The sequence below is a fragment of the Bdellovibrio bacteriovorus genome (assembly GCF_048286975.1).
GTDB classification, from domain to species: Bacteria; Bdellovibrionota; Bdellovibrionia; order Bdellovibrionales; family Bdellovibrionaceae; genus Bdellovibrio; species Bdellovibrio bacteriovorus_H.
Genome location: NZ_JBLVRT010000001.1, coordinates 480,458 through 498,430 on the forward strand (window position 1 = coordinate 480,458; position 17,973 = coordinate 498,430).

The 17,973-nt window shown below is 50.1% G+C and carries 20 protein-coding genes; 4 read left to right on the top strand and 16 right to left on the bottom strand.

All coding sequences use genetic code 11. The annotated features are described in order from the left end of the window. Positions 1–51: 51 nt before the first annotated feature. The 5 genes from ACNQKP_RS02345 to ACNQKP_RS02365 all read right to left on the bottom strand — a co-directional run bounded on the left by ACNQKP_RS02345 (position 52) and on the right by ACNQKP_RS02365 (position 5,524). Positions 52–942, bottom strand: a complete 891-nt coding sequence (locus ACNQKP_RS02345; RefSeq protein ID WP_417862605.1) for a hypothetical protein — start codon at positions 940–942, stop codon at positions 52–54. Positions 943–1,049: 107 nt separating this feature from the next. Next, positions 1,050–1,643, bottom strand: a complete 594-nt coding sequence (locus ACNQKP_RS02350; RefSeq protein WP_417862607.1) for a hypothetical protein — start codon at positions 1,641–1,643, stop codon at positions 1,050–1,052. A 163-nt stretch (positions 1,644–1,806) separates the two neighbouring features. Then, the gene (locus tag ACNQKP_RS02355) at positions 1,807–2,826 is read right to left on the bottom strand and encodes an ABC transporter permease subunit (protein ID WP_088566475.1); all 1,020 of its coding nucleotides are present in this window, start codon (positions 2,824–2,826) and stop codon (positions 1,807–1,809) included. Next, on the bottom strand, positions 2,823–3,854 hold the full coding sequence (locus ACNQKP_RS02360) for an ABC transporter permease subunit (RefSeq protein ID WP_011162951.1): 1,032 nt from the start codon (positions 3,852–3,854) through the stop codon (positions 2,823–2,825). The genes ACNQKP_RS02355 and ACNQKP_RS02360 overlap by 4 nt, the downstream gene beginning before the upstream one ends. Positions 3,855–3,907: 53 nt before the next feature. Then, positions 3,908–5,524 carry a peptide-binding protein gene (locus ACNQKP_RS02365; RefSeq protein WP_417862609.1) on the bottom strand — a complete coding sequence of 539 codons (1,617 nt, stop codon included), beginning with the start codon at positions 5,522–5,524 and terminating at the stop codon, positions 3,908–3,910. 154 nt (positions 5,525–5,678) lie between these two features. On the opposite strand from ACNQKP_RS02365, the gene ACNQKP_RS02370 reads away from it, so the two are divergent. After that, positions 5,679–6,734, top strand: a complete 1,056-nt coding sequence (locus ACNQKP_RS02370; protein WP_417862611.1) for an agmatinase family protein — start codon at positions 5,679–5,681, stop codon at positions 6,732–6,734. Next, entirely contained in the window at positions 6,727–7,086 is a 360-nt protein-coding gene (locus ACNQKP_RS02375; RefSeq protein WP_417862613.1) for an arsenate reductase family protein, read from the top strand. Before ACNQKP_RS02370 ends, ACNQKP_RS02375 begins: the two co-directional genes overlap by 8 nt. A 27-nt stretch (positions 7,087–7,113) precedes the next feature. On the opposite strand, the gene ACNQKP_RS02380 is transcribed toward ACNQKP_RS02375, so the two are convergent. From ACNQKP_RS02380 to ACNQKP_RS02400, 5 genes are all read right to left on the bottom strand, one after another. After that, positions 7,114–7,263, bottom strand: a complete 150-nt coding sequence (locus tag ACNQKP_RS02380; RefSeq protein WP_417862615.1) for a hypothetical protein — start codon at positions 7,261–7,263, stop codon at positions 7,114–7,116. Between the two features lie 67 nt (positions 7,264–7,330). After that, entirely contained in the window at positions 7,331–7,501 is a 171-nt protein-coding gene (locus ACNQKP_RS02385; protein ID WP_417862617.1) for a hypothetical protein, read from the bottom strand. A gap of 213 nt (positions 7,502–7,714) precedes the next feature. Continuing rightward, entirely contained in the window at positions 7,715–8,785 is a 1,071-nt protein-coding gene (dinB, locus tag ACNQKP_RS02390; protein WP_038450667.1) for a DNA polymerase IV, read from the bottom strand. A gap of 32 nt (positions 8,786–8,817) precedes the next feature. Beyond that, on the bottom strand, positions 8,818–9,582 hold the full coding sequence (locus ACNQKP_RS02395; protein WP_417862619.1) for a lysophospholipid acyltransferase family protein: 765 nt from the start codon (positions 9,580–9,582) through the stop codon (positions 8,818–8,820). A gap of 35 nt (positions 9,583–9,617) precedes the next feature. Beyond that, the gene (locus ACNQKP_RS02400) at positions 9,618–10,493 is read right to left on the bottom strand and encodes a GNAT family N-acetyltransferase (protein ID WP_417862620.1); all 876 of its coding nucleotides are present in this window, start codon (positions 10,491–10,493) and stop codon (positions 9,618–9,620) included. Positions 10,494–10,613: 120 nt separating this feature from the next. Here ACNQKP_RS02400 and ACNQKP_RS02405 point away from each other — a divergent pair, with 120 nt between their 5' ends. Together ACNQKP_RS02405 and ACNQKP_RS02410 are read left to right on the top strand one after the other, a co-directional pair. Next, positions 10,614–11,132, top strand: coding sequence for a hypothetical protein (locus tag ACNQKP_RS02405; protein WP_144313896.1), 519 nt, complete (start codon positions 10,614–10,616; stop codon positions 11,130–11,132). Then, the gene (locus ACNQKP_RS02410; protein ID WP_417862623.1) at positions 11,129–12,013 is read left to right on the top strand and encodes a cation:proton antiporter; all 885 of its coding nucleotides are present in this window, start codon (positions 11,129–11,131) and stop codon (positions 12,011–12,013) included. Before ACNQKP_RS02405 ends, ACNQKP_RS02410 begins: the two co-directional genes overlap by 4 nt. Here the strand turns inward: ACNQKP_RS02410 and ACNQKP_RS02415 are convergent. From ACNQKP_RS02415 to ACNQKP_RS02440, 6 genes are all read right to left on the bottom strand, one after another. Next, positions 12,003–13,019 carry an L-threonylcarbamoyladenylate synthase gene (locus tag ACNQKP_RS02415; protein ID WP_011162939.1) on the bottom strand — a complete coding sequence of 339 codons (1,017 nt, stop codon included), beginning with the start codon at positions 13,017–13,019 and terminating at the stop codon, positions 12,003–12,005. The genes ACNQKP_RS02410 and ACNQKP_RS02415 overlap by 11 nt on opposite strands. 46 nt (positions 13,020–13,065) lie before the next feature. Continuing rightward, positions 13,066–15,615 carry an ABC transporter permease gene (locus ACNQKP_RS02420; protein WP_038450659.1) on the bottom strand — a complete coding sequence of 850 codons (2,550 nt, stop codon included), beginning with the start codon at positions 15,613–15,615 and terminating at the stop codon, positions 13,066–13,068. Continuing rightward, positions 15,615–16,280: an ABC transporter ATP-binding protein gene (locus ACNQKP_RS02425; protein WP_011162937.1), complete on the bottom strand. Its 666-nt coding sequence runs from the start codon at positions 16,278–16,280 to the stop codon at positions 15,615–15,617. Before ACNQKP_RS02425 ends, ACNQKP_RS02420 begins: the two co-directional genes overlap by 1 nt. Continuing rightward, positions 16,277–16,876: an arylesterase gene (locus ACNQKP_RS02430; RefSeq protein WP_011162936.1), complete on the bottom strand. Its 600-nt coding sequence runs from the start codon at positions 16,874–16,876 to the stop codon at positions 16,277–16,279. Before ACNQKP_RS02430 ends, ACNQKP_RS02425 begins: the two co-directional genes overlap by 4 nt. Before the next feature lie 66 nt (positions 16,877–16,942). Then, complete coding sequence (locus ACNQKP_RS02435; RefSeq protein WP_011162935.1) at positions 16,943–17,305, bottom strand: RNA recognition motif domain-containing protein; 363 nt, start codon at positions 17,303–17,305, stop codon at positions 16,943–16,945. 129 nt (positions 17,306–17,434) lie between these two features. Further along, positions 17,435–17,920: a YajQ family cyclic di-GMP-binding protein gene (locus ACNQKP_RS02440; protein WP_011162934.1), complete on the bottom strand. Its 486-nt coding sequence runs from the start codon at positions 17,918–17,920 to the stop codon at positions 17,435–17,437. Between the last annotated feature and the right edge of the window lie 53 nt (positions 17,921–17,973).

Sequence of the window (17,973 nt, forward strand, 5' to 3'; positions counted from 1 at the left end):
ATTCTTTCTTTTCAAAATTCAAAGCGGCGGATGAAAATTCGCCGCTTTTTTTTATTCAACCACTTCCACATCAGCCTGAGTGATCACAGGCTTGCCGCAGCCGGAATAGGTCACTGTGGTGATCTTGTCAGACGATCTCATCGTCACCACCCCGTCATCAAATCCGCAGACTGCACGATGCAATCCATCGGAAGACACACTGTACACATTCTGAGCCACGCCACCCTTGACGTGACTCACACTTCCACTGATCTGAACAAAGCCCGCCCCTTTGGCAGAATCTTCATCCGGAATAAAGTCATAGAAAGAAACCCCTGTGATCTGATGCTGAACACCTTCCACGGTCGAAGTTTCCTCAAACTCGCGATCAATCTGAATCGCTCCGCTGGCAAGACGCGTGTGCGCGTGAGTGGACTGAATGTTTCGCACCAAGCCCGCCTTACCATAAACATCAACATCGGTGTCGATCACCGAAATCACGGCGCCGTTTTCCTCTTCACGGGTACTGATCAGATTCACGACGCCTTTAACTTCACTGCAGGAATATTCATACAGAATCTCGCGGCGAGTATCCGAGTCCTCTTTCACCGTGCGCTTTACACAAGGGCCCTGGGGCAAAACAAGCCCCTTGCCCGAAGCAAAGGATATATTTAAGAAAGGATCCTGCATGATATCGCCCTGAGAGGCATTGTGAGAGTCAGAATCCAGCTGGTCGCAGACTTCGCCGACCACTTCGGAATCCGGCACCGTTTCTGAATCGTCACTGATGTCGTCAGTGGAATCATCAGCACTGTCATCGCTGGTGGAATCGTCTGTTGTCGTGGTTTCTTCAGAAGTTTTGGAACTGAATTCCTCGGTGAAAGACACCGGCGTTTTACAAGAGCTCAGCATCAGAGCCAGAAACAATCCCCAGATTCCCGCGTGCATCCTTTTGGATATCATAAGATCCCCCCGCACGAACAAGTGCGTTTGATGGGATCAGGCTAGGGGGAAAGTATTGAGGGACTATGCAAGCCCCTCAAAAATGAAAAGAATCCCGAACTGATATATTACTTTAGGCCCGCATTGAGACTGGAGGTCATTTTAACCGCCGTTGGAATCACAACCGCAGGACATCGTGGATAATCACGACGGGATTTATAAGCCAGACGGTCTTCAGAAACCTCGCGGTTCATCTGGTAACCTGTCGCCGTCTTTACAAACGTATATTTGATCACAGTGTCCAGATTCAGGGTCTTTTTACTCGTGGAATACAAGCGGCAGAAGCCATCGTATTTCTCGTCATGATAAGTCACCTGGGAGCGGGAAAGACTTGTGAACTCCAACGTGCCATCCGCATAGATACGCCCCTGCTCGATGCCTTTAGAGTTTACCAGCTTGTTGCCATCAATTTTCAAGGACACTGGCAGATCATTCCAACCACCCAGTTGTTCACACTCATAGAAAGAAAAACCTAGCTCAACCACGTCAGCCGTTTGATCCAGATTCAAAGCGACCGTGCACTTCACGTTGCGAACATCCGCAGAACCATCCAAACGGAAGTACTTCGCCGTCATTTCACCGGCACCTTTGATTTTGCCAAGAACTTGAGAGTGAGCTGAAACAGCAAATACAGACACTAGAAGGCCAACGACAAACTTCATGAATCCCCAAGGAATAGAGTGGTAATTGTTTGGACCTTATCGAGAGGCCACCGGGGGATCAACTTTAAAGACAGAAAGTATGATGCGGTGTAGGTGTAAAAAGTCACCAGGCACCTTTTTTTGGGGATAAAAAAAGGTGGCCTTAAGCCACCTGTTTTTTTATCTACATTTTGGAGTCGAAGGCGTCGCGGACTGCAAGACCGATGTTGATCAACAGGGTCAGAGTCAGAACCAGAGCCACCATCGGGCCCCAAACAATCCACTCTGCAATCGTGAACCATTTTTGAGCCTGAGCCAGCAACTCACCCCAAGAAGGAGTCGGCGGACGAAGACCCAAGCCCAGGTAATCCAGGAAGGACAACGTATTCACGCCACCCGCGATAAAGAACGGCGCAAAGGTCACAATCGGAGTCAGACCGTTCGGCAGGATGTGTTTACCAATGATACGGGTGTGATCCGCACCAATCGCTTTAGCTGCCTCAACGTACTCACGCTTTCTCAAAGACAGGAACTGGGCACGCATATAAGCAGAGATCCCGGTCCAGCTGAAGATCGCAAAGAACCCGATCAACAACGGCAAGCTTGGAGTGAAGATAGAGATGATCGTCAAAAGAACGATCAGGATCGGGGTGCTTTCCACGATCTCAACCAGACGCTGACCTACCAAGTCGGTCTTACCACCCATGTAACCCATGATAGCACCCATGGTGATACCAATCGCATAAGTCGCAAGCCATGAACCGATCGCGAACAACATCGTGTAACGGAAGCCGTACAACAGACGGGTCATCACGTCACGACCGCTCTCATCCGTACCCAGCCAGTTTACCTTGGTTGGTGGGGATGGATAGGTTTCAACGGTTTTATTGCTTTCATACGGGTCCCACTGAATGATCGGCCATACCGCCCAGTCGCCCTCTTTCATTTCAAGCTCACGATAGTCCATCACATAGATGTCATCACGGCCGAAGGCAGTTGGGTGATAGTCCTTGAACAATGGGAAGAACAACTTCCCGTTGTAGCTCATCACGTGCGGGTGATTGTTGGCCCAAAGTTCCGCCGTGAAGCTCACGAAGAACATAGCCAAAAGAATCCAAACAGAGACAACAGCGACACGATCGCGCTTAAATCGCTTATATCTCTTCAGCGTCAATTCATTGCGAATAAGATATTTTTCGATCATTTGAAGTCAATCCTTGGATCAATAAGAACATAAATGATGTCAGAGAAAATACGTCCGAACATCAAAAGCAAAGACGAAATAAATGTCAGACCCATGATCACGTTATAGTCACGCGCCATGATAGACTGATAACCCAGCAAACCGATACCGTCCAAATTGAACATCTGTTCAATGATCAAAGAACCCGCCAGGAAGGCTCCGAAGAAGCCACCCAAACCGGTTGCGATCGGGATCAAAGCGTTGCGAAGAGCATGCTTGAAGATAACCACGTTGTCAGAAAGACCCTTGGCGCGTGCCGTACGAACAAAGTCGGACTTCACAACATCCAGCATGGAGTTTCGCATTAAAGTGGAAAGCTCCGTGAAACCACCGATCATGTAACAGATCAACGGCAGCACAAAGTGGTGAGCGCGATCCACGATCTTACCCCAGGTGGTCAGCACTTCATAATCGTCTGAGTGCAATCCGCCCAATGGGAACATGTTCAGTTTCCCGGCGAACACAACGATCAGGAAGATACCCAAAACCAATGGAGGGATGGAGTACGTCAGATTCAGAATAATAGTGGTGATACGGTCAAAAGCGCCGCCGGCCTTGATGGCTTTGCGAACACCCAGAGGGATACACACCAGATAAGTCAGGATCAAAGAGGCGATACCGAACTGCAAGGACACCGGGAACTTACTTTTGATCACGTCAATGACCGGCTCCTGGTAGGTGAAGCTTTCACCGAAATCCAAACGGGACAGATTTTTAAGCCAGATGATGTAACGTTCGTGCAAAGGCTTGTCGAAACCGTATTGTTTCTTCAGGGCCTCAATCACTTCTTCGTTAACCGCGGAGTCACCGCGACTGTTAACGCCAGCAGCTCCGCCGCCACCGCCACCAGCAGAACCGAAGCGAATTGCCTGCAGTTTCTGCTCAATGGGGCTGCCCGGAGCCAGATTGATAAGAACGAAAGTCATGATGGTGATCCCGAAGAATGTCGGGATCATCAGTAGTAATCGGCGAATCAGGTAAACGATCAAAGCCCTACTCCCAAACTAATAAGAGACAGATGAACAAATCCAGAGGAAGAAGCCTATTGAGGCTTCATCCACCAGTAGTCTGTACCAATTTCGTACTTAAATGTCTCTGCAGGAGTGCCCATGCGTGAAGAATTTGCATAGAATACGTACTTGTCGTTGAACAGGAACGCGTATGGAGCGTCTTCAGCGATTCTTCTGTAAACTTCTTTCAACTTAACAACACGTTTTGCTTTATTCGGCTCAACGCGAGCTTCGTCGATCAGCTTGTCAACTTCTGGGTTTTTGTAACCGATGAAGTTAGAACCACCTGGGATCGCACCGGAAGAGTGCCAGATTTGTTTTGGATCTGGATCAACAGAACCACCACCCCAAGCCATGGTCACAGCGTCGAAGTTACCTTCGTCAACCAGCTTCAGGAAGGAGTTCCACTCAAGATACTTAAGTTCCATGTCGATACCGGCTTTTTTCAGGTCCTCGCGGTACATAGTCCAGTATTTCTCTACGTCTTTATTAGGGTAGATCAAAGTGAACTTGAACTCAGACTTCTTGCCGTTAACGGTCTTCTCAAGAACACCGTTTTTGTCAGCGTCAGTCCAACCGGCTTTAGCCAGCAATTCCTGAGCTTTCTTCGGATTGAATTCCAAAGCTTTGTTGCCTGGGTTGTATTCGGATTTGATGTAAACAGCGCCGTTAGCAAGGTCAGACATGCCATAACGGAACTTTTTGTTCATCTCTTCGCGGTTCAACAGGTGAGCCAAAGCCACACGTACGTTTTTGTCCTGGAACAATTCTTTGCGGAAGTTCCAGCCCACGAAGCCGTAAGACTTAGGAGCACTGTTGGCAACCTTGTGTTTAAGAACAGTTTTACCCCAAGGAGCGCCTTCAGTTTTTTTCATGAAGGATTCAATACGCAGGTCAAGGTAATCAAGCTCACCTTTTTTAGCGCGCTCAAGTTGAACGTTTTCGTCTTTGTAGAAACGAAGAGTCACAGTGTCGAAGTTGTACGCGCCTTTGTACAATGGCTCGTTCAAACCCCACCACTTGTCGAATTTCTTCAACTGGATCATTTGACCACGGTCAAATTTGGACATGGAGTATGCACCAGTGCAGATCAACTGACGGTTCATTTTTTTGGATTTTTCAACATCGCCATAGATGTGCTTAGGGATGATGGTCAGACCCGCAGCGGATTCGAAGTTTTTGAAGTACATGTCTTTAGCTGTGAATTTCACAGTGTGAGAATCAACAACTTCAACTTTGGAAAGACCTTCATAGTATGGACGAAGGTGAGCCGCTTCATATTTTGGCTCGAAGATCGCGTCGAAGGAGAACTTAACGTCTTCAGCTGTTACCGGCTTGCCGTCATGGAAGACTGCATTTTTACGAAGGAAGAAAGTGAAAGTTTTGTTGTCTTTGGAAACTTCCCATTTCTCTGCCAAACGAGGTTTCCAGTCATAAGTCTCAGAATCACGAGACAAAAGACCTTCACACACCATTGCTTGCACGTTGGAACCGTACACGTCTGTGCTTGTGATCGGATGAACTGTTGGTGGTTCACCGCCAAGGTTGTTTACGAAATTTCCGCCTTTTGGTGCATTAGCATTTGGTGCTGCTGCGAAAGCGGGAGCTGTCAAAGCTGAGCTCAGTGCAAGAGCCAGGAGTCCCTTCATATTCATTGTGTTTCCTCCAAAGAATTTCGCTGGGAATTTAAGTGGTTCCCAAAGTTGGGTTAAAATGGGTTATGCGACAAAAATAATCAAGTTATTGCTCGATTGACGCCGCGCTTAAATGCTATACCATGGGGGCTAATTTAAGGAGTAAAAAATGTCTGAAAAGACTGTGAAATTCGACCCGACAACCACCATCTCTGCAGAGTTCGGAATCTTCGGAATTCCGATGACCGAAGACGAGTCCAAGGTCGTTCTTGTTCCAGTTCCCTGGGAAGTAACCACCTCTTACGGCGAAGGCGCCTCGCGTGGGCCTCAGATCATCCGCCAAGCCAGTGAACAGATTGACCTTTTTGACATTGAAGTGGGCAAAGCCTACGAAGTTGGCTACCACATGCGCGACTTCCCTGAAGACCTTTGCAACATGAACGACAAGTTCAAGGCCGTGGCTCAGGAACTGATCGGAATGCGCACCAACATGAGCGACGACGAAGCCAAAATGAACAAGCTCGCAGCTCAGGTCAATGAAGCCTGTGAAGAGATGACCCAATGGGTTTATGACCAGTGCTCGGACGTCCTGAAAAAGGGCAAGCTGCTAGGTCTGGTGGGGGGCGATCACTCCACCCCGCTTGGAGCCATCCGCGCGGTCAGCGATAAATTCAAAGGCGAGTTCGGCGTTTTGCACATTGATGCTCACGCGGATCTGCGCACGGCTTATCAGGGGTTCAAGCAATCCCACGCTTCCATTATGTATAATGTGATGACTGATGCTAAAAAGCCTCAGAAGCTGGTTCAGGTCGGCATCCGCGACTTCTGCGAGGAAGAATACGACTTCAGCAACTCCCGCGAAGACATCAAGACCTTCTACGACCTGGAACTGAAACGCCGTCTGCTGAAAGGCGAAACCTGGGAGCAAGTCTGCAAAGACATCATCAAAGAGCTTCCACAGAACGTGTACATCTCTTTTGATATCGACGGTCTGGATCCGGCCTTCTGCCCTCACACTGGCACACCTGTTCCGGGCGGCTTGAGCGTGGATCAGGTCTTCTTCCTGTTCCGCGAAGTGCATGCTTCCGGCCGCAAGATCGTGGCTTTTGACCTGAACGAAGTTTCCACCGGCGGCTTGCCTGAAGGCGAAGTTGAATGGGATGGCAACGTGGGCGCGCGTATTTTGTATAAAATGTGCGGCTGGCTGGTGAAGAGCAATGCTTAAGGTTTACGAGTACGCGAAGTGCTCCACCTGCGTGAAAGCTTTGAAGTTTCTGGATGGAAAAAAAGTCAAATACGACAAACTTCCCATCGTCGACAAAGCCCCTTCTCAAAAAGAGCTGAAAGAAATGCTTTCGGCTTTGAAAGAGCGTGGCGGCAGCATCCGCAACCTGTTTAACACTTCAGGCGTCATGTACAAGGAAATGAAATTAAGCGAGAAGCTTCCGTCCATGACGGAAGCAGAAGCCATCAAGCTTCTTTCTGAAAACGGCAAACTGGTGAAGCGTCCGTTCGTCATCGGCGACGACACTCATCTGGTCGGATTCAAAGAAGATGAATGGAAAAAAGTTTTCTAAAGCAAAAAGGTCCCTTGCGGGACCTTTTTATTTTGTTCGATGGTGAGGATGAAATCCCGGAGGGTTCTTCTTACCGATCTCTTCCTCAAAGAAGCCGTTTTTGCGGCTGCGAAGAATGAAGTAAAATCCTCCAAAACTTAATGCCAGCACCAAGATCACGACTGACAGGCTTATCATAACTACCTCCCATCGCTGACTTTATCTTTCCACAAAGAAAAGTGAGCAAATAGAGCGGATTCATTTTTCAGCGCCTGTTTCTCAACATATCAGCCAGCTTGACCAGCCATTTTTCCACAGACTTACGCAGTGACTGCCCTTCAGTCAGATCCTCTGCATTTACCAGAACGTGCAAAACCACGATCATCACCGTGATGACCGCCATAGAGCCAGGAATCAATGCCAGAGCCGGCGACAAACCCGACAGCTCCTGCTGTAAAGCCCTAACGGTGAAGGCCTGAATAACGAAACAAGGTGGCTATGAGCAGGCCGGAAAATACGATTTTTCTCATAGTGGTGTCCTTTCTTAAAACAAACGAAGCCGTTGTGGCCCCGCTGGTGGGCAAAGGACTGTTAAAGCAACAGTGATGCCAGAAAAAATGCACCACCTGTTTCCAACCGTGATTTACAACTAAATGGCAAACTTCAACTGAGAAGAATCGGATTCCGAGGAAGATTTCTTTTGAGTGCCCAAGCGAACACCCAGACCCACCAGGCGCACCGGCACACCCCGGCGATTCCAGGCCTTTTCCAGCAGGCGTTCAAAATCCTGCAACGTGGGAAGCTCGCTGATGACTTCTTCATGCGTGGTTTGTTTGAAATCGAAGAACTTCAGTTTGATCACCAGACCCTTGATGCGATCGTGATACTGACCACGATCCATCCGGCGCACAAAGTCCTCGTAAAGTGACGGCAACGTCTTTAAACAATCCTGCAACGTGGGAAGATCCTTGTTGTAAGTTTCCTCCACCGTCAGCGATTTGCGCTCCCACTCGGTGATCACTTCGCGATGATCTATGCCGCGGGAAAAATCATAAAGCTCCGCCGCGCGCGATCCAAACCAATGCGACAATTCAAGGACGGTGTATTTCTGAATATCACCACACGTGCGAAGCCCCAGATCATGCATCTTCTGGGCGGTGACTTTGCCCACTCCGAAGATCTTTTCAACCGGCAGGTCCTTCACAAAAGTTTCCACATCCTGAGGTCGGACCACGAACTGCCCGTTGGGCTTTTTCCAGTCACTGGCGATCTTGGCCAGAAACTTGTTCGGGGCCACCCCGGCGGACGCCGTCAGGTTCAGTTCGGTGAAGATCAAACGACGGATTTCCTGCGCAATCAAGGTGGCACTGCCACCGAACTGCTCACACTCCGTCACATCCAGATAGGCTTCATCCAGGGACAAAGGCTCAATCTTGTTCGTGAATCTTTCCATGATTTCACGGACTTTGCGGCTTTCAGCTTTATATAAGTCAAAATGTGGAGGAATCAGAACCAGCTGCGGGCACAGACGCACCGCTTGCGAAGAGGGCATTGCCGAACGCACGCCGAACTTGCGGGCTTCATAGCTCGCGGTGCACAGCACACTGCGGGTGTTCGGTGGTCCGCCGATTCCCAAGGGCTTCCCCTTAAGCTCAGGACGGTACTTCACCTCCACAGCCGCGTAAAAGCAGTCCATGTCGATGTGAATGATCTTCCTCATTTACACATTATTTACATATCAGAGGGACTAAATCAAGTCGGATCTGCCTGCATCTCGGCTGGAGGCTGGGGTTCGGCCGGAAGACCTTTCACCGGAACGAACTTGGCCGAGATCGCCGCGTGGGCTTTGTCGGCGATCAGACCACGGTCATCTTCCGGGGTCGAGTAAATCGGTTCCAGGAACTCGATCTCACCTTTTACAGACCTCAAAACCGCAGACTTCCACATCGAGGTCGCAAAGGGAATGTCACCATACCAGCAAAGATGATCACGCCATTTCAGGCTGAACTCTTCACCATTCACTTCGCGGAAGTTGATCACCACCGGCTGAATCGGCACACCGGCCTGCGCCGCCGCCATCATCAGGGTTTTCTTAAACGGCAACACACGTTCACCATTGGTGGAGGTCGCTTCCGGATAAAGCACCACACGGAATCCCGCACGCAGGGCATTCACGATGGACTTCATTTCATCCAGGATCTTCGTGCGACTGCGGCGCTCAACGTAAATGCAACCACCCATCTCAGTCAAAAGACCCAGGAACGGGGTTTCACGCATTTCATTGGAGGTCACAAACAGCATCGGGTGACAGGACGCCAGCATCAGAATATCGACGAAGCCCATGTGATTGGAAACGATCAGACATTTCTGATCACTTGCCGGCTTGTTAATGACCGTCAGATCCAGATTGAAAACCTTCAGAATCAGGCCCGAGAAAAAGCGCGAGTTATTTGAAAAGCGCTGAAGCCTTTTCTGCGGGTCGCGCACCACCAGATGGCAGATATACGACCACAACATGAATGTCAGGATAATCAGAACAAAGACAGTAAGTTTTAGGACTCCGCGGAGTCCAGCTTGAATCGCTTCCACAGGGTCCTATTTAAATCTTCCCGATGGAGAATGGTCAAGAAGTCAATGCACTGGAATTCACGATCCCATGCCGGCTCCCCGCCGATATAGGCTCCGGCTTTCAAATAGGCGCGGCACAAAGGGGGAAGAAGTTCCTCAGCCTGGGCTCTCTGAGTCTCCGCGAGAGGGCTTCGGACTTCTTCTAAAAAATGATTCAGCATCGGCATCGTAAAGGCCAGCGTCGGACGGGTGCGAAGCCCCGGCACAATACGCCCTTCCTCTTCAAAGTACCGAGTCAACAGGGCTGCATCGCGGGGATCATCCGTCTTCACTGTCGCGCAACCAAAAAGCATCTTGGAATCTGAGGCCGCCATGTATTCAGCAATTCCGCGCCACAAAAGCGAGATCAAAACCCCGCGGCGGAAATCCTTGTGAATGCAGGCGCGACCCAGCTCCAGCTTCACACCCGGCTGAGCCAGAATTCCATTCATCATGAATTCTTTGCCGGAATAAAATTCATCCGTGAACAAAGAGCAGTTCAATCTGTAGGTTCCCACAATTCGATTGCTGCGCTTTTCTTTGATGATCAGGTGGTCACAGTCAAAGTCAAATTCATCGACGTCCACCCCTGTCGGGGCTTTCTTGCCCTGCATTTCGCGATGAAAGACCTCGTAACGCAAAGTCAGCGCCTCTTTTAGTTCTTCAACATCGGTCACCGTTTTAATTTCAAAAGGCCCCACATCTGACTGAATATGGATCTTGGCTTTGAATTTATGGATGCGATTCAGACGCAGCTGATAGAACGACTGCAGATTCGTGGAAACTCGCTCAAGACTTGCATAAGCCAGAGAGTTGATCATCGAAGGCCCCCCTTAAGATCAACCTCAGTGTAGCGGGCTTTAAATGTGAAGATTGTCAGAACTCCGACAGGATATTGTTGGCATTCCCTTAAAGGGCTATGCTATGAGAAGGGTACATCTATGGAAACAGCCGTTTTTCGCAAACCACTTTCCGATATCCCGCTGAATCAGGAAGCTGAAAGCTACCTGAAGGAAATCATTCAAAACCTGCCACAGGACCTTTCTCCAGATCGCGCGGGTTACTACTCCCTTGAAACGGAAGAGCTTCTGACCAAGGATGCGGCGGAACGTTTGGCGCAACATCTGAAGACTTGCGATAAACCTGTCAGCTTTGAAGATCTGCGTTCGGGCTGGAATGCCATCCTGGTGGACTATCACCGTCACAACAACTGGAACTATCCGGTTCAGGCACAAAAGCCCGTAAAAGAGCTGACTGAAGATCAAAAAACCGCGCGTGAGCTGTGGCCGTATATCTGGGTGATGATCCAATCGATGATCATCCTGAAAACTGCCGTCTATTATTTCGGAATCACCGGTTCTGCAGATCCCTCCACCAGCAACACAGTAATGCTGGTCCTTGCTATCCTGACCTCGTTTGGAACACTGGGCTTTTTCGCGTGGAGAAAATCCCGCAAATGAAATTGTTTCTATTTATCGCTGCGGGTCTGATCCTCAGCCCCACCCTGCTAAATATTCCCAAAACTGAAACCGTGTCCCTGCTGGGCACGATCGCAGCCTATGTCTTTCTGTTTGCCGCCGGCCTGGAGCTGAGTCTTAAAAAGACACTGGCTCATCTGAAAGAAGCCTCGTGGATCAGCGTGGGCGCTTTCATATTCCCATTGATGACGGGATATGCTGGTGCCTTGTACCTGCTTCCGGAAGACAGCAACACCTTGTTCGTGGCCACCGCCATGGCCGTATCAGCCCTGCCGGTGATCATTCAGCTTTTAAAAGAAGCCAATCTTTACACAACCAATCTGGGCCGCCTGATCGTCAGTGCTGCCACCTTGTGTGATATTCTGGCGTGGATCATGTTTTCATTCCTGCTGCCACCCCAAAGCATGGGGCCGTGGATTGCCTCGCATCTGCCGGTGTTTGTGTTCATGGCGGGACTTTTCATTTCAGACTGGAACTTGATTTCAGAAAAACGCATTGAACAACTTGAAAGCTTCACCCGCTGGGTTTTTGCTCCGATCTTTTTCGTCACAATCGGCTGGGGTCTGAATCTGGCCCAGCACTTTGATGCCCGTCAGGTGGCGATTGTGACTTTGATTGCCTTCGCTGGAAAGATCGTCGGGTCTTACGCGGTTTCCCGCTGGCGCAAGTTCAATCACACCGACAGCATGACTATTGGTCTGTCACTGAACGCCCGCGGCGCCATGGAGATTCTGATGGCCACCTTCGGCTTGAAGGCCGGACTGATTGACATGACTTTGTTCACAAGCCTTGTTGCCATGGCGATAATCACCTCCATGGTTCCGGCTTTGACTTTCCGTTTGCAAAGAAAACTCAGACAATAAGAGAGGCCGCTTTATTCAGGCGGTCAAACAGGGATTCCCAGCGCTCACCGGTTTGGTGGGCTTCACGGTAAAACAGAATGCAATCTTTCCCGCGCGCAGCCACGTCACGCAAGTGACCATAGAATTCACGTGTTGCCAGCAACGGGTCTTCGGAAAGTTTTAAAACCTCGTAGGAATGAATGCCCGCTTTAGGTTTGATGATCTTGATGCTTTCAATTTCATCCGGCAGTTCGCCGATCTTTTCATTCACTTCTTTCAGCACACTTTCCGGGCTGCGGGACGGATCCAGACACACCACCAGCGGAACTGGCGGCATATAGTGATGTTTCATATGGCCTGGGGATTCGCGCTTATCCACCTGCTCGATGAATTCATAAGCCAGGCCTTTTTCTTCCAGCACACGCGCAAGATCTGATTTCAGAATATGCCCGCGGCGAAGAATCGACAGCATCACACCTTCAGGACGGTGACGAACCAGCAAGACCGTGGATTCGATGCCGATTTCACAATCGCCACCATCAACCACGAAAACGTTTTCATTTTTAAATTCCACCCGTACATGGGACGCGGACGTCGGGGAGGTGCGACCGAACTTGTTGGCACTTGGCGCCGCCAAAGGCACACCCACCTGCTGCAACAGTTCCAAAGCCAGCGGGTGATTTGGCATGCGAATGCCCACGGATTCAAGACCCGACGTGATCATCGCATTTACGGAAGGATCCCGTGGCAGCACCATGGTCAGCGGACCCGGCCAGAAAGCTTCCGCCAGCGCCTGAGAAGCCGGTCCCCAGAAGGCCGTGACCTTCTTGGCCTGTTCAATGGACGCCACATGCACAATCAAGGGATCAAAGAACGGACGCTCTTTGGTGGTAAAAATCTTTTCGATGGCCGAAGGGATATCAATACGGGCCGCCAGACCGTAAACGGTCTCGGTGGGGAAGCCGATGACTCCCCCTTCTTCAAGTATGATTTTGGCTTTGGCCAAGGCCTCGTTTGGCGACATCATGGATACTTTTGTACATCAAAGCAGACGGGATTGAAAGGTTTCCCGTCTATTTTTCTTCCCGCAGGATGCTCAGGGCGCTTTCACGCACGATATCCAGACTGGCCAGGAATGAAATCACCAGACTTAAAGTCGTGATAATCACCACCGACAAAAGCGGCTGAATCAATGACAACTTAAAGTCGCTTTCAAAGATGAATGTATTCAGAGCAAAACTCACCACCACACTCAAAGCCGCCCCAAAGAACGAGGCAATAAATGCAAGAAATGCAAATTCGGTCAGAATGAAGCTTGCGACCTCTCCCCAGCTGGCGCCGAGGATTTTTAGCATGTTCAGCTCCCAACGGCGCAGCTTGATCTGACTGCGCACAATCGAGAACAACACGATGTATCCGGTCAATAGCGCCAGACCCGCCATGAGTTCCAGGGACCAGCTCATTTTTTCGGCGGTCTTCAGGACATCATCCACCGTGCGCACAACATCAATAACGGACACGTTGGAAAATTCTTTGGCGATGGCATTTTGCAGTTCAGATCTTTGCTGTTCTGGCAGGAACGGAATCGCCGCGATCCAGCTTTTCGGGGCTTCGTTCAAAACACCGTTTTGCACCATAATAAAGAAATTCGGCTGGAAGCTTGTCCACTTCACCTTGCGCAGGTTGATGATTTCGCCTTCCACTTCCACACCCTGAACGTCAAAGACCAGCACATCACCGATCTTAAAGCCCATGCGGTCGGCAAAGCGGGTTTCCACCGACAGCTCGGCTCGCTTTTGTTTTTCCGGATCAAAAGGACCTGAGAACGGCCGGCCATCAATCATGATTTCAGAATCAGAAAGACCTTCACGGAAGGACAAATTCATCCCGCGGTTGCGGAAGCGGGCTTCACGTTCTTCTTCACGGGTTTTAAATCCCTGGGTGTCGAGCTTTCTTTCATAATCCTGATCGTTCACTTTCAGGATACGCGCGCGCACCAGCGGAGATCTGCCCAATGGTTTCACTTCACGATCCGCCAGAATCTTTTCAAGACCCGTCCATTGTTCATCCTGAATATCGAACATAAACAGTGACGGGATCTTGCTGTTGGCATCCAGCTGGAATTCCGCCTGCAGCGAGTTCTTCAGCTGTGGCAGGATATTGATCAGCAAAGCCCCCAAGCCCAATGCCACAAAGATCGCAAGACTCGCCCCCGCCCGGCGGGAAAGGCTTAAGAAGCTGAACTTCAGGAACCAGCGGTTCAAGCCCCGAATCCAGCCGGCCATTTTGACAGTGCCATAGCCGATCAAAAGCAGCGCCAGCACCACAGCCACCATCGAACCGACAAACAAACTGCCGATCTTCCAGGAGTGTGCCTGATACACCGAAAGGAAATAGAACAAAGCCACACACGGCAGGAACGTCCAATAACGACGCTGCCCTTCACCCACCGCAAACTTTTCTTCACTGAACAGCTTCGCCGCACGCAGATCAAAGATCTTCATCAGGAACGGGATGCTGACCACAAAGCTGCCAAACACCGCCATCAACAGACAAATCAGGAACGCTTCCGGCGTCACCGTCGGGCTTAGATCAAACGGAGTGAAGTTCGCAAGCAGTTTGCTGAGCAAAGGCAACACCAACAAACTAAACAGCATGGTCGGAATGGTGGCTAGCAATCCCAGCATGGAGGCTTGCAGGATGTAAACGCTGACCGCCTCACCACTTTGCAGACCCAGGGTGCGCAAGATGGCGATTTCTTTCATCCGCGTGGAGAGGAACAGACGGTAAATGTAGGCCGCCCCCAGCGCTGACATAAACAGGGCCACGATCGCAACCAGCCCCAGATAGTCTGACAAATAACCCAACTGACGCCCGGAATCTTCACCCGCCGTTTCTGGGGTTTCGACATTGATCTGTGGATCGGTCAAAACATTATAAAGCTGATCGCGCACCAGCTTGTGATCCGTGGTTTCTGGCAGCTTAAACAAGTGCGCCAGCGAGAACGTGCTTCCGTACTGCAAAAGACCCGACTGTGGCAAAAGCTCGCGGTTCACAAAGATTCTGGGCGCCAGGCTTGCCATGCGGAAGGTCTGAGTGGCGTCTTTTTTCACCACATCCGAAATTTGCAAATTCAACTGCCCCAGCTGAATCTCATCGCCGACATCAAGTCCCAGCTGGGATTTCAGCTCGGGATAGATCCACGCCTTGGGTGCGGAGAGAATATCTTTATTATCACTGCCCGCGGTGATCTGGCGGCCGGATTCAAGATCCAGCTCCCCATAAAACGGATAGGCCTGATCCACGGCTTTGACCAAAACCAGTCTTGAACCCTTGGACGAACTTAACATCGCAAAGAATTCATAGATCTTGCCTTCAGTGGCACCTGCCGGCACCACTTCCCGCATTTTCTTGGCTTCATCGTCAGTCAGTTCGCGGCGTGCAGCCACGGCCAGATCCGCAGAAAGAATGGATTTGGCGTTGGCTTTGATTTCTGTTTCCAGGGCCACATTGAAGGCCTGAAGCGAGACAAAGCCCGTCAGACCAAGACTTAAATTGAATATGAAAAAGAGCCCAAAGCGCCAGCTGCGCAGAAGCTCCCGGCAGGCAAGTCGAAAAATCATTACGCTTCCTTCAACTGGCCTTCATCAAGGCGCAAAGTACGTTCACATTTTTTCGCCAGAGCTTCACTGTGAGTCACCAGCAACGTGGTGATCTTGTGTTTGCGAACCACATCAAAGAACACATCCATGACCTTGTCGCCCGTGTGGATGTCCAGGTTCCCGCTTGGTTCATCGGCCAGCAGAATTTTAGGTTTTACCACCAGCGCACGTGCAATCGCAACACGCTGACATTCCCCACCGCTCAGCTGACTGGGGAAGTGATTCAGGCGATGCCCCAGCCCCAGCTCGGTCAGGGCTTCTTCAGCGCGGGCTTTGGGATTTTCCATTTTCAGAATCTCCAGCGCCAGCATCACGTTTTCCACCGCCGTCAGATGCGCGATCAGGTGATACTGTTGAAAGACGACCGCGATGTTCTGGGCACGGAACAAAGTCATTTGCTGTTCGCTCATCGGGGTCAGATTGATGTTATCAACCAGAATCTCGCCGCTGTCCGCGCGCTCAAGGCCGGCCAGAATTGAAAGCAACGTGGATTTGCCACTGCCGGACTGGCCCACAACAGAAACGACCTGTCCTGGCTGGATGGTGACGTTAAGGCCTTTTAGCACCTGAATCTCGGACTCCCCTTGCAGGAAACCTTTTTTGACATCTTTCAGGATCAAACTCACAACGCCCCCTTTAGAACTGAAAACACATTGTCTGCGATAATTTTATGACCTTCTTCGTTGGGATGAATCCCGTCGGCCAGATTGTATTTTGGGTTTCCCGCCACCTTGTCCAGGATGAATGGAATGAAGGTCAGCTTGTATTTCTTGGCCAGCGACTCGTACATTTTTTTGAATTTGTCGGTATAGTCCTTGCCGTAGTTCGGTGGCATGTACAAACCACCCAGAATGACTTTTACTTTTTGGGATTGTGCGTATTCGATGGACTGAGCCAGATGTTTTTCGCTGTCTTCGACTTTCAAACCGCGCAAACCATCGTTGGCCCCCAAGGCCAAAAGCACAACATCAGGCTTTGATTTAAACACCCACTTCATGCGGCTAAGCCCCGACGCTGTGGTGGAACCACTGACCCCGGCATTGATGATGGTCCATTCCTTCTTACCGGCCTCGTGAAGTTTCTTTTCCAGGACCGCGGGGAACGCGGCCTCTTTGGCAACGCCATATCCTTCGGTGAGCGAATCACCCAGAACGATCAGTTTTTTTTGTGCAAACGAAAAAGAACTAAAAAGAAGAATGAGTGAAAATAAAAAAGGTCTCATAGGGTTCCTATGAGACCTTAGTTTTTAAGACAATGACAAGTCCAGCTTCGTCAAAGTATGGGCTGCTTAGCGAGGACCACCGCGACCACCGCCGCCGAAGCCACCACGTCTTTCGCCGCCGCCACCGCCGCGACCACCACCGAAGCCGCCACCACCACGACGTGGGCCGCCTTCACGAGGAGCCTGAGGACGAGCCTCAGAGATATTGATAGGACGACCGCCCAACTCAATACCGTTGCCTCTTTCGATAGCTTGATCAGCAGCAGAGTCATCGGACATCTCTACAAAGCCGAAGCCTTTAGAGCGACCGGTTTCTCTATCCATGATCACTTTTGCTGAATCTACCGCACCGAACTGTGCGAAGTGTTGATGAAGTGCCTCATCGTCTACAGAGTAAGGCAAGTTGCCTACATAAAGTTTCTTAGCCACAAAGACCTCCTATGGTTGGGCCATAATACCCGAGGAAGCCTTCGAACAAGATGAAATCGAGTACACTCACACGGGGACTTTTAACTACCAATAACGCTAGCATAGCCCAAAAAACGTGCAAGCCCAATTTTAAGCGCGCATATTATTAAATTGTAAGGGAAGAGGGAAGTTCCCACCACGCACCAGACTGATGCATTCCTGAAGCTCATCAATACTTTTTGACGTCACTTTCAGTTTGTCATCCGCAACCTGCGGCTGCACCTTCAGCTTGGAATCCTTAATCAATTTAATGATATCCTTAGCGATCTCGCGGTCAATTCCCTGTACCAAAGTGACCTTCTGGCGAAGCATTCTGCCACCAGCTTCTTCAATTTTTTCGAATTTAATCGCTTTGATATCAATCCCACGACGATGCAATTTGGTTTGCAGAATCCCGGCCATCGCCCCAATTTTGTAATCATCCTCCGCCAGAAGGACCATTTCTTTCTTATCCCATTGAAGCTCAGCCTTACTGCCTTTGAAATCGTAACGAGCTTCAATCTCTTTACGCGCCTGATTTACGGCGTTGTCCACTTCCTGAACATCAATCTCAGAAACAATATCAAACGAAGGCATCGAAAAACTCCCAAATAAATTCAAAAGAAATTCAAAGTTAAAATCCGATCAGC